The 16,628-nt window shown below is 53.8% G+C and carries 14 protein-coding genes; 4 read left to right on the top strand and 10 right to left on the bottom strand.

Annotation, left to right across the window (positions count from 1 at the left end):
• Positions 1 to 195 precede the first annotated feature (195 nt).
• A complete protein-coding gene (locus Q2T52_RS10190) occupies positions 196 to 1,047 on the top strand; it encodes a phosphoribosyltransferase (RefSeq protein ID WP_302076612.1) in 852 nt (283 codons plus the stop codon).
• 380 nt (positions 1,048 to 1,427) lie between these two features.
• Here the strand turns inward: Q2T52_RS10190 and Q2T52_RS10185 are convergent, their stop codons facing one another.
• The 7 genes from Q2T52_RS10185 to Q2T52_RS10155 form a co-directional block, all read right to left on the bottom strand.
• Complete coding sequence (locus Q2T52_RS10185) at positions 1,428 to 2,891, bottom strand: TniQ family protein (RefSeq protein WP_302076611.1); 1,464 nt, start codon at positions 2,889 to 2,891, stop codon at positions 1,428 to 1,430.
• Positions 2,888 to 3,838, bottom strand: a complete 951-nt coding sequence (locus Q2T52_RS10180) for a TniB family NTP-binding protein (RefSeq protein ID WP_302076610.1) — start codon at positions 3,836 to 3,838, stop codon at positions 2,888 to 2,890. Before Q2T52_RS10180 ends, Q2T52_RS10185 begins: the two co-directional genes overlap by 4 nt.
• The gene (locus Q2T52_RS10175) at positions 3,835 to 6,102 is read right to left on the bottom strand and encodes a TnsB C-terminal domain-containing protein (RefSeq protein ID WP_302076609.1); all 2,268 of its coding nucleotides are present in this window, start codon (positions 6,100 to 6,102) and stop codon (positions 3,835 to 3,837) included. The genes Q2T52_RS10180 and Q2T52_RS10175 overlap by 4 nt, the downstream gene beginning before the upstream one ends.
• 9 nt (positions 6,103 to 6,111) lie before the next feature.
• Positions 6,112 to 6,723, bottom strand: coding sequence for a hypothetical protein (locus tag Q2T52_RS10170; RefSeq protein WP_302076608.1), 612 nt, complete (start codon positions 6,721 to 6,723; stop codon positions 6,112 to 6,114).
• A 128-nt stretch (positions 6,724 to 6,851) separates the two neighbouring features.
• The gene (locus Q2T52_RS10165; protein WP_302076607.1) at positions 6,852 to 7,025 is read right to left on the bottom strand and encodes a hypothetical protein; all 174 of its coding nucleotides are present in this window, start codon (positions 7,023 to 7,025) and stop codon (positions 6,852 to 6,854) included.
• A gap of 457 nt (positions 7,026 to 7,482) precedes the next feature.
• Positions 7,483 to 9,474 (bottom strand): AAA family ATPase, encoded by a 1,992-nt coding sequence (locus tag Q2T52_RS10160; protein ID WP_302076606.1) that lies wholly within the window; start codon positions 9,472 to 9,474, stop codon positions 7,483 to 7,485.
• A gap of 44 nt (positions 9,475 to 9,518) precedes the next feature.
• Complete coding sequence (locus Q2T52_RS10155; RefSeq protein WP_302076605.1) at positions 9,519 to 9,977, bottom strand: hypothetical protein; 459 nt, start codon at positions 9,975 to 9,977, stop codon at positions 9,519 to 9,521.
• A 325-nt stretch (positions 9,978 to 10,302) separates the two neighbouring features.
• Between Q2T52_RS10155 and Q2T52_RS10150 the strand changes: the two genes are divergently transcribed.
• The gene (locus tag Q2T52_RS10150) at positions 10,303 to 11,031 is read left to right on the top strand and encodes a hypothetical protein (RefSeq protein WP_302076603.1); all 729 of its coding nucleotides are present in this window, start codon (positions 10,303 to 10,305) and stop codon (positions 11,029 to 11,031) included.
• A 2-nt stretch (positions 11,032 to 11,033) separates the two neighbouring features.
• Here the strand turns inward: Q2T52_RS10150 and Q2T52_RS10145 are convergent, their stop codons facing one another.
• The gene (locus Q2T52_RS10145) at positions 11,034 to 11,855 is read right to left on the bottom strand and encodes a metallophosphoesterase (protein ID WP_302076602.1); all 822 of its coding nucleotides are present in this window, start codon (positions 11,853 to 11,855) and stop codon (positions 11,034 to 11,036) included.
• A 23-nt stretch (positions 11,856 to 11,878) separates the two neighbouring features.
• Here Q2T52_RS10145 and Q2T52_RS10140 point away from each other — a divergent pair, with 23 nt between their 5' ends.
• Complete coding sequence (locus tag Q2T52_RS10140) at positions 11,879 to 13,048, top strand: metallophosphoesterase family protein (RefSeq protein WP_302076601.1); 1,170 nt, start codon at positions 11,879 to 11,881, stop codon at positions 13,046 to 13,048.
• A 211-nt stretch (positions 13,049 to 13,259) separates the two neighbouring features.
• On the top strand, positions 13,260 to 14,027 hold the full coding sequence (locus Q2T52_RS10135; protein ID WP_302076600.1) for a hypothetical protein: 768 nt from the start codon (positions 13,260 to 13,262) through the stop codon (positions 14,025 to 14,027).
• A 17-nt stretch (positions 14,028 to 14,044) separates the two neighbouring features.
• Here the strand turns inward: Q2T52_RS10135 and Q2T52_RS10130 are convergent, their stop codons facing one another.
• Entirely contained in the window at positions 14,045 to 14,869 is an 825-nt protein-coding gene (locus Q2T52_RS10130) for a hypothetical protein (RefSeq protein WP_302076598.1), read from the bottom strand.
• A 16-nt stretch (positions 14,870 to 14,885) separates the two neighbouring features.
• Positions 14,886 to 16,625 (bottom strand): anti-phage-associated helicase HerA, encoded by a 1,740-nt coding sequence (gene herA / locus Q2T52_RS10125; RefSeq protein WP_302076596.1) that lies wholly within the window; start codon positions 16,623 to 16,625, stop codon positions 14,886 to 14,888.
• Between the last annotated feature and the right edge of the window lie 3 nt (positions 16,626 to 16,628).

Here is a 16,628-nt window from a genome sequence, read left to right as displayed (position 1 = left end):
GATCGGGGACGCTCATCGCGCTCAAATCACAGCCGCTGCGATTGAACACATCACGCCAATTGGTCGACCGCAATCTGTCCGATGGTCAGCATTGATCTTCAATAAAGCCACCAGATGAATTACATAGGGACAACTTGAAGGCGTTCCCTTTTGACGCCCATTCATTGAGCAGGCAGATGATATTGAGTTTCTTAAATGGGTATTGAATGTATTCAGAATGAAGATCAGACGGTCACCGTCAGAGTGACCAACGATCATCAGAGGGATGTTGTTACAAAATCTCCGAAATTGCCGTTTTTCGAAAAGCGTGACGGGTACTTCCTCCACTCAGCTTTTGTGCGCATTGGTGGTAACCGCGAATTCGGTTCCGACGGAAATCCTCTCGTTTACGCGATTAAAGGTCTTAAAGATTTTCAGATCGACGCTGGTTCTTGTCAGCTCTTGCACGAAGAGTTGGAGGCTAACTTCAAGACAATTGCAGACCGCGTCCGGACTTTCGGTCCGATATCTTATATTTTCTACACACCATCTGCATCGCAGCTCTCACGTTTCTTGGCGTGCCGTTTTCATCGTATCATGGGCGTGCGGGAATGCTTGATTTTCGATGTCTTCGAAAAGCGGAGCTATCAGGACGTGCTGGCGGACTGTATGCGTCGAAAGACTGCCGCGAAGATGGGGAGCGATGATCGGAGAATCATTTCCGACGTGATCAACGAGATCAATCGCTTCGGTAAGTTCGCGCTGAAGGAGCCATTCCGGATGAAGGACCTGCCAATGTCTCTTCGCCAATATGTTAACCCTTTCAAGCTCAGGAACACCCGCGCCATCCCTGAAGGAATCGCTGGTGCACGGGTCGTTCTGATCGAGGACACGATTGGAAGTGGCCAATCGTCAGCGTGTTTGGCCGAGATGCTTCGCAATGCTGGCGCTAGAGAAGTGATCGTGGTATCGGCTTTCAGCCCCGTTCAACCTATTTCGTTCGTAAAACGTGCCGAGCAAGTGAAGGTGGAGATCGTGCGCAAGCGTCGGCGTGTTCGGCAGTCTTGACATAAGGGGAGAGATTCCTTACTTAGGTAACTGAAGATGGTTTCGGCTATCTTTGCAGCCCGACTTACGCCCCGGGCTGGATAAAAATGTAGGCTTAGTCTTCGGACAAGCAGGGATCGGACGCTTGTAGGGTGCGAGTCAAGGTGACGAAACTCTGCGTTTGATGGTTCCGACATCGAAAAATTTTTATGAGTAAAGGGTGGGATTTTCCCGCCCTTTACTCATTCTACGCTCAAGCCTCCGCTTTCACAGCGCCTTCGCGCTCATCATAAGTTTCATGATTGCCAGCGTTGTATACGGGGCAAGAGCTGACTCGCTGGACAATTGCGTGTCGAAATAACGCTTTAGGTCATGGCATATTTAATCGATCAAATGATTAGTTAATGCGATTGCCGGTTTCGGATAATCACGCGTACAGCCCGAAACCCGGGCTTGCCGTTTTCGCCTCGAATGCAGTCTAATTCGCCGCTCATCACCTTCACTGCGGCATCGCCCATACGCAACCCCTCGTTCCGTGCGAAGGTGGTGAGGGACCGCGATTTTGCGTGCTTCATCTGTGGCAAACCACCTGTGAAGTCCAAGAGCTTCTGGATGTCGCGGACCAGGAAACGGTGGCCGACAGGCCCGTCTCCGATAACGTTGCTGAACGACCTGAGAAAGCCTGCATCGACGAGTGGCTGGATGTCCTGTGAAGCCATACCCAATGCCGTGGCTGCCTCGACACGGGTCATCATTCGACGCACATGGTGTTCGATGGTGTCAGCCTCTACAGGATCGAATTTGACCGGGGCGCGGTACCATTCCCGCTCTGGCCGAAGCCCAAGTGCATCCGCCACGGCAGGGAGACCCTTTCTGTTGACCCCAATCCTGGCAGCCAACTCCGTCAACCCGATCTCTTCCTTCAAGAAATCATCAGACTGGATCGGGTCCACGGCTCCACGAGCTTCGAGCGCGAGAGCCTTGCGAATTGCTGTTTTTACGACCCCGGCGATCTTTCTGTCTTCCAGGGCATTTTGCTGAATTCGGACCCATTCAAACACAATGGTCCATCCACGTGTCTTCATGGCATCTGGCACTCGCACACGAATCCAGGCTCGCAGTGTTTCCACCAGATGAGGGCCGTCACGGCTCAAAGCTTGGAAGCCAACCTCCGTAGCGTCTGACGGCATTTCGGGAAGATCGGCCGACCAAGGATTGCTGAGCAACCGCCCGATGATATCGCAGACCTCGATAACCGTACCTGCGTCGCAGGTATCAATAATAGGTGCAAACAGCCTGTCGGCATAGCCCAGGCGACCAAGGATGTAGCTTTCGAATGTTGCCCCCAAAGCATGAACCGCCATAGGGCGACCAAGAGCCTCGCCATCGGGTGAGATATCGAAGTTTGGCCACCACCAATGCAGCGTTTTGCCGTCGGCGCACGTGTCGACCAAAGCCGTCCTGTGGGAAGGACACCGCCTGATCGCCTGGATATCCCACCAAACCCGATGAAACGGCTGCTCGTGAAGGCAACCGGGACACCAGCGACGCCTGGTGTAGGAAAAATCGCTGTAACGAAATACCTCATCGCACAGCATCACTTTTGCGCCGTGACGCCTTGGTGTCGCACGACGTAACCTGTTCAAGCGGTCAGCCGACAGAGGAAGCTTCTCGATAACGTCCAACAGATGCTCAGGGCTAACATTGCGAGCCCGTACATCGATCCAGTCGCTGTACGACGTTACGCTCGTATGCCCTTCCGCTGAAACCAAACGGGCATAGTATCCGTGAGCAGGTTCCGTCACCTGATTGATGACATCCCACCTGCTGAATGGTGCGGTCCGCAAATCAAAGGCAATCGTCATTGGGCCTGGACCTCCGCAAATGGCTGGAAAGTCTTCCCACTCGGCAACCGATCTTCGGCCGCAGACCGGAGGTGATGGGGCATGATGCAAGCAGAATCGTCGTTGATGGCTTCGTACCCGGCGGCAATGACGATATTCATCGCCAATCCCAGAGACCCATCGGTCATCTCCAGAAGGTCCGGCAGATAGCGTTTAGCGGCAAGGTCGGACAGCTGCCGGAATGGCAGACGCTGGTCCACACCATGCAGAAAGATGCGAAACTTGTTGCGCCCCTCGGGGGTTTTGGGATCGAAGCTTTCGACGCGGTAACGCGGAAATCCACCTCGTCCCTTCATCTGAAGATCGGCTTCCATCGGACTCTCGATACTAGCAGGGCCAGCCAAGAGCACATTGCAAGCATTGGCCTGATCGACCAGGTACTTGATGAGTGAGGCGTACACCGCACGCCGCTTGCCTGCCGCCCCGAACAGGCAATGTGCGTCGTCAATGATCAGCAGCTTCGTCTTGCATTCGATCAGACGCCTGGCCGCTTTCGAGTTCATCGATGCAATGGTCAGCCGGGGAACGGCAGGAACGCCGGTCATCATATAAATCTGTTTTCCGAGTTCCAGCGAATCCCAATCCTGACGGGCCTGGACGTAGACGACGTCATGTTCGAAGCCGTTGTCGGTCAAACGAGGTGGAAATTGCCGTGCAAAGTTCTGCAGGATGAACGTTTTGCCTGACCGGTATTCACCCAGCAGTCCTGCTATCCATCCGGTATCCGGCTCCCCGCCTTCTACGGGACGATGAAACTTCATGATCTTATTGCTGATTTCGACGAATTTCTCATAGGGATAGAGCACGTTCTTGATCATCGACTGCCGGGTTGCCGCAGGCAGGTTTGCAGCCGCCCGTCGCTCTTCGTCGGTCTCGAAGGCCCTAGTGTGGAAATCCGGATAAATCATTCGGTATCATCCTTACGCTTGAACAAATTGGAGATATCGTCATCGTCCTGGCTCAGGTCGAACGAGTATTTGCGCCCGTCCTCCTGGCGCGGTGGCGTTACGTCAGGAGCGGGAGACGTGATGGGACGCGGGGCTGGTGGAACCGGCTGTACTGCGGGGACTTCGTTCACAACCGTAGAAAGGCTCATCGGCACCGAACCCGAAGGGTCGTTGTGATCGATTTCGACAACGCGCGTACGCCGATACTTGTTGGTGGCGCTCGTGTGGAACTTTGCCAACTGTTGCCGGGTGCGCTTGTTCACCCTGATCCTGTTGATTTCTTCGAGGTTTTTGGCGAAGTCGTGGTACGCACCGCGAAAGTCCCGGGCATCCCGATTTTGCTCGCGCAGATATGCCATGATTTTTTGATGCTGATACAGGCGCAGTCCCTTCGCATACCATGCGTCTGCTTCCTGCACCGGCACTTCGATAGTCTGACCTGTGTGGTGGTTCAGGACGTAAATCTGACCAAGGTCGCTCGGGTTGCGCCAAGCTTTGTAGGTCGTCGACTGAACCCCTGGCACTGCCGCACGATTGCGGGCATCAGACTGGATGACCACGAGATCGGGATGGCAATAAATGAGGTTGTCCCATCGTACACAGCCCTGGCGAACGATGATGTCTTTTGTGTTGCCGATCATTCGGGTGATCACATCAGGATCGATAGGACGCCGTGCGTGGGAATGGCGAATTCCGTCATCCCAGAGCTGGTTCGGAATCCCGTCCAGGGTTTTGAGCAAGCCGAGACCCTTGTGCGGATTCACATGGTAATCGCCGCAAATGTACCGGACTATGAACTCGTTCAGCTCCGACAGCTTGAGCATGGGCAAGTCGGGGTTTTTGTCCGCAAATGAGTCACGTTCCTTCGGCCCCCCTTTGGCTGATCCGGGGAGGTTGTGGATGATGTCCTGGTTCATTGTCTGAAACAGGCGCTCGACAGCGCCCTTCTCCCACGGATGCCCGGGCCGATACTCGATCAGCTGTATCCCCAGTTGCGCCAGAGATTCTCGGGCATGATCGTTGATCAGCGCCATGTCGTTATCGACGCCGAGTCTGCGGAAGGTGCCGAACTGTTTCCATTCCAAGCCAGGAAACTGCGACATATCCTTTGGGTTGATCGCGTGCACCAGACCTTCAAGGAAATGCTCGAACGACGCTCCCTTGAAGCTAATGGAATACCCGAGGATCGAGCCGGTCTTTCGGTCGCGAAAAGCGATTAGGTGGGGACGCCCGTAAATGATCGGCCGCTCATCATCGACGACAACGATGTCGATAGGGGTGAAGTCGACGTCGACAATATCGAGCGGATGGTCCGGCAGTGCCTGAGTGATGTAGATGTTGAAATTTCTGCGAGCATAGTCCACTCCGTGTCGCCACAGCGCTCTTTGAAACTTGTCGATATCACCGAACCGGCGCTGGAGGGTGTGGTCGCTTGGTTCGATCAGCACCCCTTTCTCGTTGCAGAGCTTCTCCAGCAGGTGACGATTTGGGCGCTCATGCAACGATGCCAGAAAGAACTTCTTGACGTCCCGCCAATCACCCTTATCCAGTCGCCATGCCTTTTCCACGGCATCGGCCATCAGGTTCTCCACCTGCATTCCGAAATGATCGCGCCGATTTCCCGGGCTGATGCCGGGACACAAGGCACCGACGATGTCAGACGAAGCCTGCAGATAATTATCGATTTTCTCTCTGAGCGTATTGTACGAAGGTGGGCGGATATCGCCTCGCTCCAATGCGTGGGCCTTTGCGACGCGCTCTATCAATCCCCTTTTGGGTTCTACACCTTCACGCTCCGCTGCGCGCAGGATGGCCTCCACATAGCTCAGATAGAACTTGCCTTTGGCCAACTGAGCATTCGTATATCGGAATGCAGCACCCGGCGCATTTTCGTTCACTCGTTTGCCGTTTTCCTGTCTCAGCCGCCTATGTGTTTCCAGAAAGACGAGCTGCGACGTAGTGAGATGAAGGGTGCTCTGGGTCACGATATTGTTCATCGTAATCACCACGCCAAAGCGGTCATCTTTCGAGCAGGATTGCACGACGTAATATCCGATGCGCATCCGGTCTCCCGACCAGATGTTGTACCGGGTGCCCGCCGCCACATCATACTTTTGCTGGAACTGGCCGTTTTCAGGCAACGGCAAGTCAAGTTCGTCTGCGGTCATGATGACCGGCAGGGATTCGGGATTCAGGAATGCACCAGGGTGTTCACGAATTGACATGCGGCGCTCCTAACGACGTTCGAACAGCAGAGATGAATCGTCGAAGGGCTTCGAATAATCGATGTCGATTTCGCCCTTGCTGATCATCTGCATGATGGCCGTGAACACGCGATCAACCTCCTCCAAGGATCGCTGGCTTATGACGTGACCGAGAGGGTCCAGGACCTCGAATTTGACGCCAGACACTTTCACCTGCCGACGGACCGCAGAGATGGTCGTTGGCAGGTCGACGATTTGAACGGCCCGACGAACAGCCATGAGTGCCTCATCGTCAGAAACATGCAGATGTGTCCACATCACTTTCAGGTTCGAAAAGCGCGGCTGAATGTAGATCGTCCGCTCGTCGAGCAAGGCATAACTTGCGCCCAGTTCGTTCCGCGTCACCTGCACCAGGTTTGCCGTGCGATCAGCAATCCAGGGCCGTTCCAACTGAATGTTGTACGGTTCATAATCGATATAGACACGTCCACCCGTGCGCAGTTCCACACCCATCTGAAAGGTATGGTCACGCATGCAGAAGACATCCTGATCCTGGTTTGAGGGGTATTCGATCCGGATCGGGTAAGGCAGGATGCGGACGACATCCGGATTGGTGTCCAGATGGTACAAGCCGTCCATCATCAGCGGCGATTTCGTTCGCACATACCCGCCCAGCACCTTTTTGCTCGGAAAGATGCCAGGCAGAGTTTTATGCATGACACGGCGCGGGGGCTCAAAAACGGGCCCGCTCCCGGGTTCAAATCCAGTTTTCATTGTGCGCCTCCCTCGCCCGAAGACACAGGGAGACTGTGCTGGGCAGAGTTCGCGGCTTCCTGCAGCTCAGCTATTTTCAGGATCAGTTCACGGGCAATACCGAGGGCGACGACCTCGGTAGATTGAACGGGCGTTGCGCCACGCAAGAATTGAGACACCGGATACTTCATGGCATGCTCCATCATTGGCGCAACCTATGGGTTGAGCCTTGGACACTTCGGACTGTTTCGGAATTCAGTTCGCGATGTGCGATAGGAGCTTGCGGACGAGCCAAGTCGTTGCCTCGGAACCCGACAGGGTCGCAAGGCAGCACAGATAAATCGGCGATGTCATACTCTTCACGTTCATATCCACCGTTCCACTGTTAGAGTTGGCTTTGGCGGACGTTCGGCCTGTGAGCGGCCGAGAAGAACTCAGCGCACTTACAGGCTTGACGCCCATAGACCTCGTTGTGTTTGCGCTGCCGATTTCACGGTTTGGTTCTCCATTCAAACGTGATGGGAGCCTAAGCGACGCGGTACCGAGGAGTCATCTGCATTTCTCAAGTATGGCTAAAACCTCATTTCATAGATCGTTCACTTTTGGCCGACGGTTTTAGGCCGGTCGAAATTTTTCGACCGGCGACAACTATGCCGCCCCGCTCAGACTGTCCTGCTGCGACGACTTGCTGGCTTCGTAAGCATCTGTTTTTAAATCACTTACTCCAGTCGCCTGCTCCATTTGCCCCACCTGATGCTGCCGGGCCAACTCTTCGTATTGTTGCGGCGTGAGCGTCCCATTTTTCACGAGTGCGTCAGCGACAGCATCGAGCAGCGGACGGTTGCCTTCCAGGATTTCCTTGGCGCGAGCAAATTGAGCGGCGAGTTTGCAGTCGACACGGAAAGCCAGTTCGCGATCACCGGCTCTCAGCTTTTCCAATTCTTCATCGCTTGTTGCCGGGCTGTGGCGGAAGCTGGCTCCCATACCGAACATCGTTTCGGTGATCGTTGCCACTCGTGTTGCCATGGCCAGATCGGAATTGCTGCCGGAACCTGCGCCGTCACTGGTGCTCCCCAGAACGACTTCTTCTGCCGCCAGTCCAGCGAGCATAATGGTGATCTGGCCATGATAGAAATCACGGTCACGTCGAGACACTCTCGGCAGATCGAAATAGGCCGCTCCCCCGTTCTGATCTGAGCCATTCATGACCACTTGGTCCACAATCTGGGTGCCCAGATAAGCTCCGTGTTTCAACTCGTTCCCGACAACTGTGTGCCCAGCTTCATGCACGGCGATGGATCGACGATACTCGCCTTCGATCCTGACGACTTCTGGCAATGCAGCACGCAGATCGTCGACAGTCAGCATTCGCTTTTCACGTCGGGCTAAGCGTCGAGCATCGCGAGCAACCTTGGCTAAATCGGCACCGGTCATACCGACCGTGGAAGCACGCAATGGTGCGAGCCTGTCGATTGAAATAATGCCGTCGATATGTTGGTGCAGGATTGCCAGTCTCGCTTGCCCATCCGGCAACGGTATTTTGACATGGCGATCCAAGCGGCCAGCACGCAGGACCGCAGGGTCAATTCTGGCAATATTGTTGGTCGCGCCGACAACCACGACACCTTCACGACCGTCCAGTCCGTCGAGGCACTCCAAGAATGCGTTCACGACTTGAACGCTGTAATCCTTGTTGTCGTGCGTGAATTTTTCCCGGTCTCCTATTGAGTCAATCTCGTCGATAAACAGGATGGCTGGCGCAGCATCTTTGGCGGCAGCGAAGTCTGCACGCATGGCCCTCAACAAATCGCCGAGATGCCCACGAGCCTGCCAACGTCCCAGGGACGTGGCTATCAATTTGACATCGCATTCCTTTGCTACCGCTTTTGCGAAGATCGATTTGCCCACGCCGGGAGGCCCGCTCAAGACAATACCCCTGTCGATATCATCCCAGGTGATGCCTCCGTTTTGCCAATCGCTGATATCCCGTGCCAGGTTGATGCCCCATTCTTTGGCATCTCCGTACCCGTGCATCATTGACAATGGAGGCACATCCCTTTCGGGCTTTTTCGGTGCGCTTAAGTCCTGCTCGATAATGACTTCGGACAGCCGACGTATGACGTCGGAAACCGGCCGTCCTCGCCGCAGTGCTGCCCAAACGTGATTATGTGGGTACTGCAGGATGCGGTTGGCTTCATGCTCGCTAACCTTCATTCCCAGAACGACGTGGCAGGCTGCTTGGAAGTCGCGAGCAGAGATTGGCAATATATCGACAATGATGTCTGCGCCCAGAATTACTTCTTGCGGTACAGACGCGCCATGTTCGACGACAATAACTGACCTTGCCTTGTTTTGGCACTCATCTTCATATTCGCCTGTAGCCTTGGATGGCTTGTCGTGGATGAAGATGTACATGAACCCGGCGTCGGTCCGGCGAAAATTATCGTCCGGGTAGAGTTCGGCCAGTATCGCGTTCGAATAGTCTTTAGGTGAATACCCTTCCGGAGCATTCAGTAGCACCAGCCCCGCACGACCCGACGCGAAGACAGGATGACGACGCAGTGCATGCTTGAATGTGCAGAACAGGGCGTAGTCCCGAACTGATTTTGTGACGCTGATGTTCTTTTTGATAAACGACATTGGATTGTTTCCGGCGACGGTGTCGCAATACGAATTTCCAGTGGTCAGCCACGAAAGCGGCGTACGGTGGATTCGGGTCCGATAAGCGCATCATCAAGATCGATGGCGATGAAGCGCTGGAGGACCATTGACGCAAAAGCCGGTAGGGGCTGCGTCGTGCGAAAGCCGGATAGGCATTCAGCCAAAGTCATTGTGCCGCACTCATCCAGGGCCGCGAGGACACGAATACGGTCATCAAGAGTCACACTGTATCGCGCGTACCGCAGCAAATCCTTCGCGTTCCGCAATCGGATGGCGGGCAATTCCGGTCTGGATAACGGGCGATATTGGTATCCGGCTGCCGCAGCCATTTCAGTGATTATGGCTGAAGGTCCGGCCTTCGTGACCGCATCGATTAGAACGATCCCGCTTTGGCTTTCGGCAACCAGGTCTGGAACATGAGTGACACCGTCCATAGCCAATTCGACGGTCCCACAGGACCAAGAGATGACATCGTCATCCACATCCAGCAGGCATCCGATGTCTCGGGCTAACTGGTTGCGGAAAACGGCAGGGCCATCGCAACGAACTGTGTGAAGGGGGAATAAAGGTGCCACTGATGACACCGGCTGCTCCGGTGGAGCCGACAAATGACTGCTCATACGCAAAACCCTAAACGCAAATAATCTCAGCCTCCGCAGAGGCGGCGGATCAGAGCGATAGTCGTAGGGTGTGCAGAGCGATCTTTTTCATAATTCGAACAAATAGAGAACAAAAATGATTGCGTCAAGCTCGATTTTCGTGATTTGCTCCACCCAGCATCAGCAGCAAGTGCAGGAGATTTGGCCAATGGGTGAAATCAATCTGGAGCAACGAGAAATCGAGGCGATCAAAGGCGTAGATGAACGCGAATTATCCAAACTGATCGACGAAGCCATTCGAACAGAAAGAATTGGAGACCTCTACCGGCTCAGGCTACGCGACTGCGGTGAGTACGTCGCGAGCAAACTGCATTATTTCGAGAAGGCACTGAACGCCTACAGGGACGCGAAGTCTGCAAAGAAGAGGGACGAGACCCACAGTTACGCAAGGCGTAGGGGCTCCGATTTATCTTTTGCCTTCAGCCGAATGAAAGATCGGATGGAAATTGAGGAGCGTCAGCGCCCGTATTGGTTCGTCGACGACGGGGTCTACTGGCCGCATCATTTCACAAACAACCTGTCAGTGACGATCTCTTACCGCTGGCGGAAAGCGGTCGAAGACGACTGGAACTTTGGCAGCATCACATTTCACCACAAGGTGGTTCCTCGGCCGTCTTATCTGCAGCCACAACCAAAGCGGAAACCGAGCAAAGCGAAGCAGGAGGAAATCCGTCAGAGCGAGCTGTCATCGACCTGGGAGCATATGATGAAAAGCGCCCTGTACACGCTGAGGGACTATTTCGGCGGCGGTGGCGATGGAGACCAAATTCCGGAAACGTTCACAGCGGTTCCTGATCGGGACGGACACTTGAACAATTTTAGTTTGAAGTTCTGGACAGATAAGGCGAAGGCCGCGTCAGCGAGCGCGGCAACATAGCCTTAGACGGCAGTCACCTTGGCAGCGGTCTGATCTTGCGTTTCCATTCTAGCGCCAAAGCGGCGAATGAGCGGGTTGCCGTTTATCTTCTCGGCACAGATGAAGCCTGCGAGTTCATCGTCAACGAAGACAGCTGAAGAAACCCGACCAGTGCGGTAGGAGCCGGTGTCTATGGCTATCCGGTTCCCGTGCACCTCAGGAAGTTCACTATCGGTGATGGTGTGTCCGTGTACGATAGTCTTCTCGAACTTGCCGGTGAATTCGATGAAGCCATCCCTGATCCATCGCAGATCATGAGGGTCCTGATCTGCCATTTTGAAGCCTGGCCGAACACCGGCATGCACGAAGCAGAAATTTGTGGTTTCCACCTTGTCGACAGCTGACTGCAGCATTTCGAGATGATGATCGTAAAATTCGTGAAAATGCGCGGTAAACTCAGGAAGTGATGGTCGGTGACCGCCACAATAGGCCTCGACGGTTTGCCAGCCACCAAAATCTTCCAGCCAAGCAGCCTGCTCGTCTGGTCTCAGAATGCCGCTGATGGCGTGCCAGAAGCGCTCGTCATGATTGCCCAGCACGAACTTGGAGCCTGGATGCAGCAACATCGTCTGGTTGACGATTTCCATGCACTCCTTGCTGTCTGGACCACGGTCAACGATGTCGCCGAGGAATATGAAACGTCGAGCGCTATCGGCCGCGTCTTCATTTATCGCTGCAAGGAGCGGACGGAGGAGATCGTCTCTGCCGTGGATATCCCCGATTGCATACGCCAGATTCATGCTGAATGGTGTCCGTTCCGTGATCTGGTTGACCTCTACGTTCAAAAGGTTTCCCATGGCTTGTTCTGATGGAGAAAAATTCCGTTGCCACTCAAGTATTTGGGCCACGAACGACCGCAATTAAAGGCGGAATAATAATTGATTGGCCGCAAGCGAGAATCGAGCACAGAAAAGGTCAGCATAAAATATGGCAGACGAGATTGTTTCCGATGAAAATCCTCCTCGCATCCGACATTCATGACAACCTCGTCGCCGCCAAGAGGATGCGGTCGCAGGAAACCGACCAATATGATGCGTTGATTATTGCGGGAGACATCGGCTCTAACAACACAAAGGAAATTTTCGATGTATTCAGTTCGTTCAAATGCCCAGTTTTGTATGTGTATGGAAACTGGGATCATGGGCTCGACTATGACAAGTCGTTTGGGGTCAACTGCTATCATCTACATCTGAACCCCTTCGCCCTAGGCGACCTCCGTATTGTGGGCTTTAGTGGGTGCACTGCGGGTTGGGGAAAAAATCCCGTTGCAGTTCGTTTGCGGCAAGAAGTGGAAGATGGGCATACGACCGTCATATCTGAACTGAACGCAGCTCGTTTCATCAGGGAACACGCTATATCTGTCATTGAAGCAGAGTATACGGCCGCGCTTCAAGACTTGATGTCAGGCTCGCGCAGGAAGCCTTCGCAAGCCAAAGTGGACGCTCTCGATAAGCGGCGACGCAAGCAACTCGATGCCGTAATTGATGATAGTAACAAAATAGAGAAATCTGATGAGTTCAACCGGTACCAACACGATCTATTGTCGGTATCAGCAACCGCCCAAGCGGTGAACCGCGCCGCATTATCTGATGTCGTCCAGACGTCAGAGTGGGCAAACTCCAGAACAATTGTCGTAACCCACGACCGATTATCGAAGACGCAGAACGATTTTCCCGGGATTCCACTCTTTTTGTTTGGTCATCGGCACGGCTTCAATGAAACGAGTTTTCAAGGCAGCCAATACGTGAACGTCTCTGTACTCGACAAACGATTGCTTATGCGGTCGCGTGCGATTGCCGCTGGGAAACGAAAACAGGAATACAAGAATCTGAACACGGGCAATTACGGCGTGATGGAATGGACACGGCAACGAGGCTTTGCGTTCCGTCGGGTTGATCTGGAAGTTGATCCAAGGTGGCAAGATGAGTGGGAGGTCGTGGACAATTTCCAGAAGCCAGGGGCACCGTTTCTCGCCTAGGCTTCCTCAAATGGGCGATTCTTACTTGCACTCTTAGCGGTCAAAATAGGTTCTGCGAAACCTTGAGACCATTTTCATGCGATATCCCCATCCATGCCGCGCAACGATGTTCGAGGCCGTCTTCCGCCGTAGGCTGGACGCGCTAGGCATGACTATCTCGGGCTCCCTGGCCGCATCGGAGCTTCAAAACACATTCCGCCAGGAGGCCATCATGCGTCACTGGGCCGCCTCGAAAGAGTTCAGCGGTATGTTGCCAGACGAGCGTGACGAACGCCTACTAACCATTGCTCATCTCGAACCCATTGCGGCCCGCGTCCTCGCTTCGGGGGATTGCATTTTCGACGTTTCAAGAATTGGTGCCGATCTATTGGAGTTGGAGCTGCCGACCATTGAAGCGCAGGCCCTTAAACTTCCAAGAGCACACGCATTTTTTCTATTCGGCCAGCAGCCATGCCTACAGGTCGATGTTCAATTAAACCTATTCATCGAGGGCGCATACGTGTCCAGGTCCATTGAAGGCGATGGCGGCATCGACATCATATTGGTGGGCAACGATCCCACATTCGCCGGAAACGACAACCAGCCGACCGGCGAATTTCTTCGTGGTGTTTCTCGCTATGCCTATTTCACTGTCCCGGGGCACAAACCAGTGGCCAGTGGTCCGTTTCAGTTTGCGAATGATCACGACGGCAGCCTGTTTGTAGACAGAAGTGTCATCACCTGCGCTGTGACCTTGGCACTACAAGCTGTTCAATATCTGCATCATCCCCTCGCTGACGTGGCCATTGGTTACGATCAGACCGCTCCCCAAGAGTTGGTGACCAAGGCCAAGGCAAGGTATTTTGAAGCCCAGCTTGAACTGGATTGGCAGGGATACCCGTCGATGATTATCTTGGGCAATGGCCCGGCGTTTCGACGCAGCAATCACCCTGAGGTTCCTGGCCAGGACAAAACCGTGGTTTTCGGGATGGGGCCTTAGCCGTTGTACCGCCGCCCTTAACCTGGCTGAGCAATTAAAAGTTCGATCCCAAGATCGATGCGAGCAATGTCACGCGCCAGGAGTAAATTCGTAAGCGTTTCTTCCTGCTCAGTGTTAATCGCGGCCGAAGGCATGATGGCTCTGACGCGAACACGTATTCTGTCGGCTAGTCCGGCTGCCTGCCTTCGGGAAGTCGAAGACGCCAAGTCGACAATCTGCTCGCGGGTACTGCGAGCGGTCTCTCTTGCATCACTGTATTGCTTCTGCTGGAGGAGCGCGCCAATCTTTTGTTGAACGTCGTCAAACGTTGTCCGGCGCACTTCCTGCGGATCAGAACAGAAGTATGCATGTCCAAGATCGCTACGATAGGCGATTGTATGCTGCTTGTTATCGGGAAGTGGCCCGATATCCCTAGGCGAGAAAAATGCGGTGTCTTGGAAAACCCTGCCCAGACCATAAGATTTGTTGAATGCGTGAATGTCTGCAAGGCAAGGGGCGGCGTAGAAAACGCAACCCGGATGTTTCTTCTCAAGCTCCATAAGATGGGCATGCTGCTTCGACAGGTCATTTCGCATCAAGCCAATCCGATAAAATGGCGTCTTCAGCCCTGGACAGCTGCCGGTCGATACCTCGAAAGCTGTTCCCTTCTTCATCCGGTCAGGCAGCTTAAATTGAAAGAAAAGTGGCACAGCTGGCAATTGGATTTGGACATCGTATCCAAGCTTCGCCTCTTGGACCAGATTTGGGAACACCGGCGCACCCGTTGCCCCGGTCGGGTGTGATCGGATGAGATTTTCGGTGAACGCGTATCCAAATGAGAACTCGGTATACCCAACCTTCATGTGATGTCACCCAAAGTCAGCCCCGCCAATTGTCGGCACGCTGCTTGAAATCGATCTTCTTCCATTCTTCTTTCCATAGCGTCAGATATTTCACGTCACTCGATGAGGGTTCGGGATTGCATTTCTCCACATACACGACGCAAGGCATGATGACGGCGTCCCCGATCAGAAGCGCTTCCCCTTGCTCCAGCGCGGGCATGCCCTCGGTCAAATTGCCAAGGGTATCCGGCAATAGTCGGCGGACATAACTTTGGTCATCGGGGTTGGTGAGACGCATTGCCAGGAAGTTGGAGCATTGCGAAAAAATAGTTTCTGAAATTTCAGACGGGCGCTGGCTCGAAATGAGAAGGCTGATGCCGTACTTTCGGCCTTCTTTGGCGATGCGTTCGATTGCAGCCAGGGAAGCCTTGTAGCGAGCAAGGCCACTCTTTGGCGCGTATTTGTGCGCTTCCTCATAAACCATCAGGAATGGCTGTTCAGTCTTGCTTTCAACGCGCCGAGCATAATAGCAAAAATCGAACATTAAACGGGAGATCAGCGAAACGGTAATGCTGAGCAGTTCAAAAGGGATGCCGCTGAGGTCGATGATGGTGACATTCGACTCGCCTCCCGCGTTGTAGCCGGTAAACTGTTCAAGTACCTGCTCCAGGGTCACGGATCTGGCCTTCGCACCGAATATGAAGTCAAGCCGGGAGTTGGATATCTTTGATCTAATCCGACGCTCGAATTTGTCGATACTACCGTCGGCATAGGGGCCTTTGTTGATTTTGCTGCGTTCCGGGGCCGCGAATTCCCGCAACGCCTTGCAATAGTGCTCAAGCTGCCCTTCCACGTCATCGAACGTTTCGGTCGTGCCGTCCTTAAACTTGATATGCAGCGAGTTCTCAGCATCTTTTGTTTCCCGCGTCAGGTTGCGGAAAGCGTTCGCTACGTGCTGAATGTCATATCGAAGCGGACTGTCGAAATTGACCTTTTCGACGGCAGGATTGCTGATCTTCTTGGCGATGGTCACTACGGAGCGGAGCAGCGACTCCTGGTTGTAGTTGTTGTTGTCCCCCGATTCCAGGAACATGTCCTCCATCTCGTCTTCGTTGAGAAGCCAATATGGCAGGACGAGGTCATCGACGGTGATAACATTCGCCTTCGGAAACGCCGTGGCATATTCGGAATGAAGATCGAATATCAGGATATGGGAGTTGTTGAGTCCCTGGTATTCGCCGGTTTTGGCAGATATCGCCTTTTGCAGAACTGACGACACACTCGATGATTTGCCCGATCCAGAAGCACCGACAACGGCAATATGTTTGTTGAAGAACCGGTCGCCATGGACAGGGACGACAATATCGCGCTGCCTGGTCAATGACGAAAAGCAAAAACGGTCTTCAGCCGCATAGCAGTCTGCATAGATGGCTGCGATTTCCGCTTTCGTCGCCGGAACCACCTTCTTTGGCGGAATGGCGAGTTCGTCACCGCCGCGATTGAACTTTCCATCTTTAAGGGTCCCGAGAGGATGCGCATCAATCATATAGACACGCTTGTAGTCACTGCTGCCGTCGCCTTTCACCTCTTTCATCTCGATTGAAAAGCTTTCAATGATGCAGATGAGAGAAACGTTGTCATTGTCCGAGACCTTGAGAAAGGACCCAACGCGAAGAGACTCGCCCGCAGCCTGGAAATTCAAGAGATCATCGACGGCCACTCGAACTTTGTTGGGATAAACGGCGACAACCTCGGCATTGGCGATTTCCTCAGTCATTGT

The sequence above is a fragment of the Rhizobium oryzicola genome (genome assembly GCF_030504645.1).
GTDB lineage: Bacteria > Pseudomonadota > Alphaproteobacteria > Rhizobiales > Rhizobiaceae > Neorhizobium > Neorhizobium oryzicola.
This window is presented reverse-complemented; position numbering and strand designations above follow the sequence as displayed.

Excerpts from the sequence above, each read along its gene's own strand:
- Q2T52_RS10160 (WP_302076606.1), bottom strand. The coding sequence starts at position 9,474 with ATGTCGTTTATCAAAAAGAACATCAGCGTCACAAAATCAGTTCGGGAC.
- Q2T52_RS10165 (WP_302076607.1), bottom strand. The coding sequence starts at position 7,025 with ATGAAGTATCCGGTGTCTCAATTCTTGCGTGGCGCAACGCCCGTTCAA.
- Q2T52_RS10135 (WP_302076600.1), top strand. The coding sequence starts at position 13,260 with ATGCGTCACTGGGCCGCCTCGAAAGAGTTCAGCGGTATGTTGCCAGAC.
- Q2T52_RS10130 (WP_302076598.1), bottom strand. The coding sequence starts at position 14,869 with ATGAAGGTTGGGTATACCGAGTTCTCATTTGGATACGCGTTCACCGAA.
- Q2T52_RS10140 (WP_302076601.1), top strand. The coding sequence starts at position 11,879 with ATGGAGAAAAATTCCGTTGCCACTCAAGTATTTGGGCCACGAACGACC.
- Q2T52_RS10180 (WP_302076610.1), bottom strand. The coding sequence starts at position 3,838 with ATGATTTATCCGGATTTCCACACTAGGGCCTTCGAGACCGACGAAGAG.
- Q2T52_RS10170 (WP_302076608.1), bottom strand. The coding sequence starts at position 6,723 with ATGATGGACGGCTTGTACCATCTGGACACCAATCCGGATGTCGTCCGC.
- Q2T52_RS10190 (WP_302076612.1), top strand. The coding sequence starts at position 196 with ATGGGTATTGAATGTATTCAGAATGAAGATCAGACGGTCACCGTCAGA.
- herA (WP_302076596.1), bottom strand. The coding sequence starts at position 16,625 with ATGACTGAGGAAATCGCCAATGCCGAGGTTGTCGCCGTTTATCCCAAC.
- Q2T52_RS10175 (WP_302076609.1), bottom strand. The coding sequence starts at position 6,102 with ATGTCAATTCGTGAACACCCTGGTGCATTCCTGAATCCCGAATCCCTG.
- Q2T52_RS10150 (WP_302076603.1), top strand. The coding sequence starts at position 10,303 with ATGGGTGAAATCAATCTGGAGCAACGAGAAATCGAGGCGATCAAAGGC.
- Q2T52_RS10185 (WP_302076611.1), bottom strand. The coding sequence starts at position 2,891 with ATGACGATTGCCTTTGATTTGCGGACCGCACCATTCAGCAGGTGGGAT.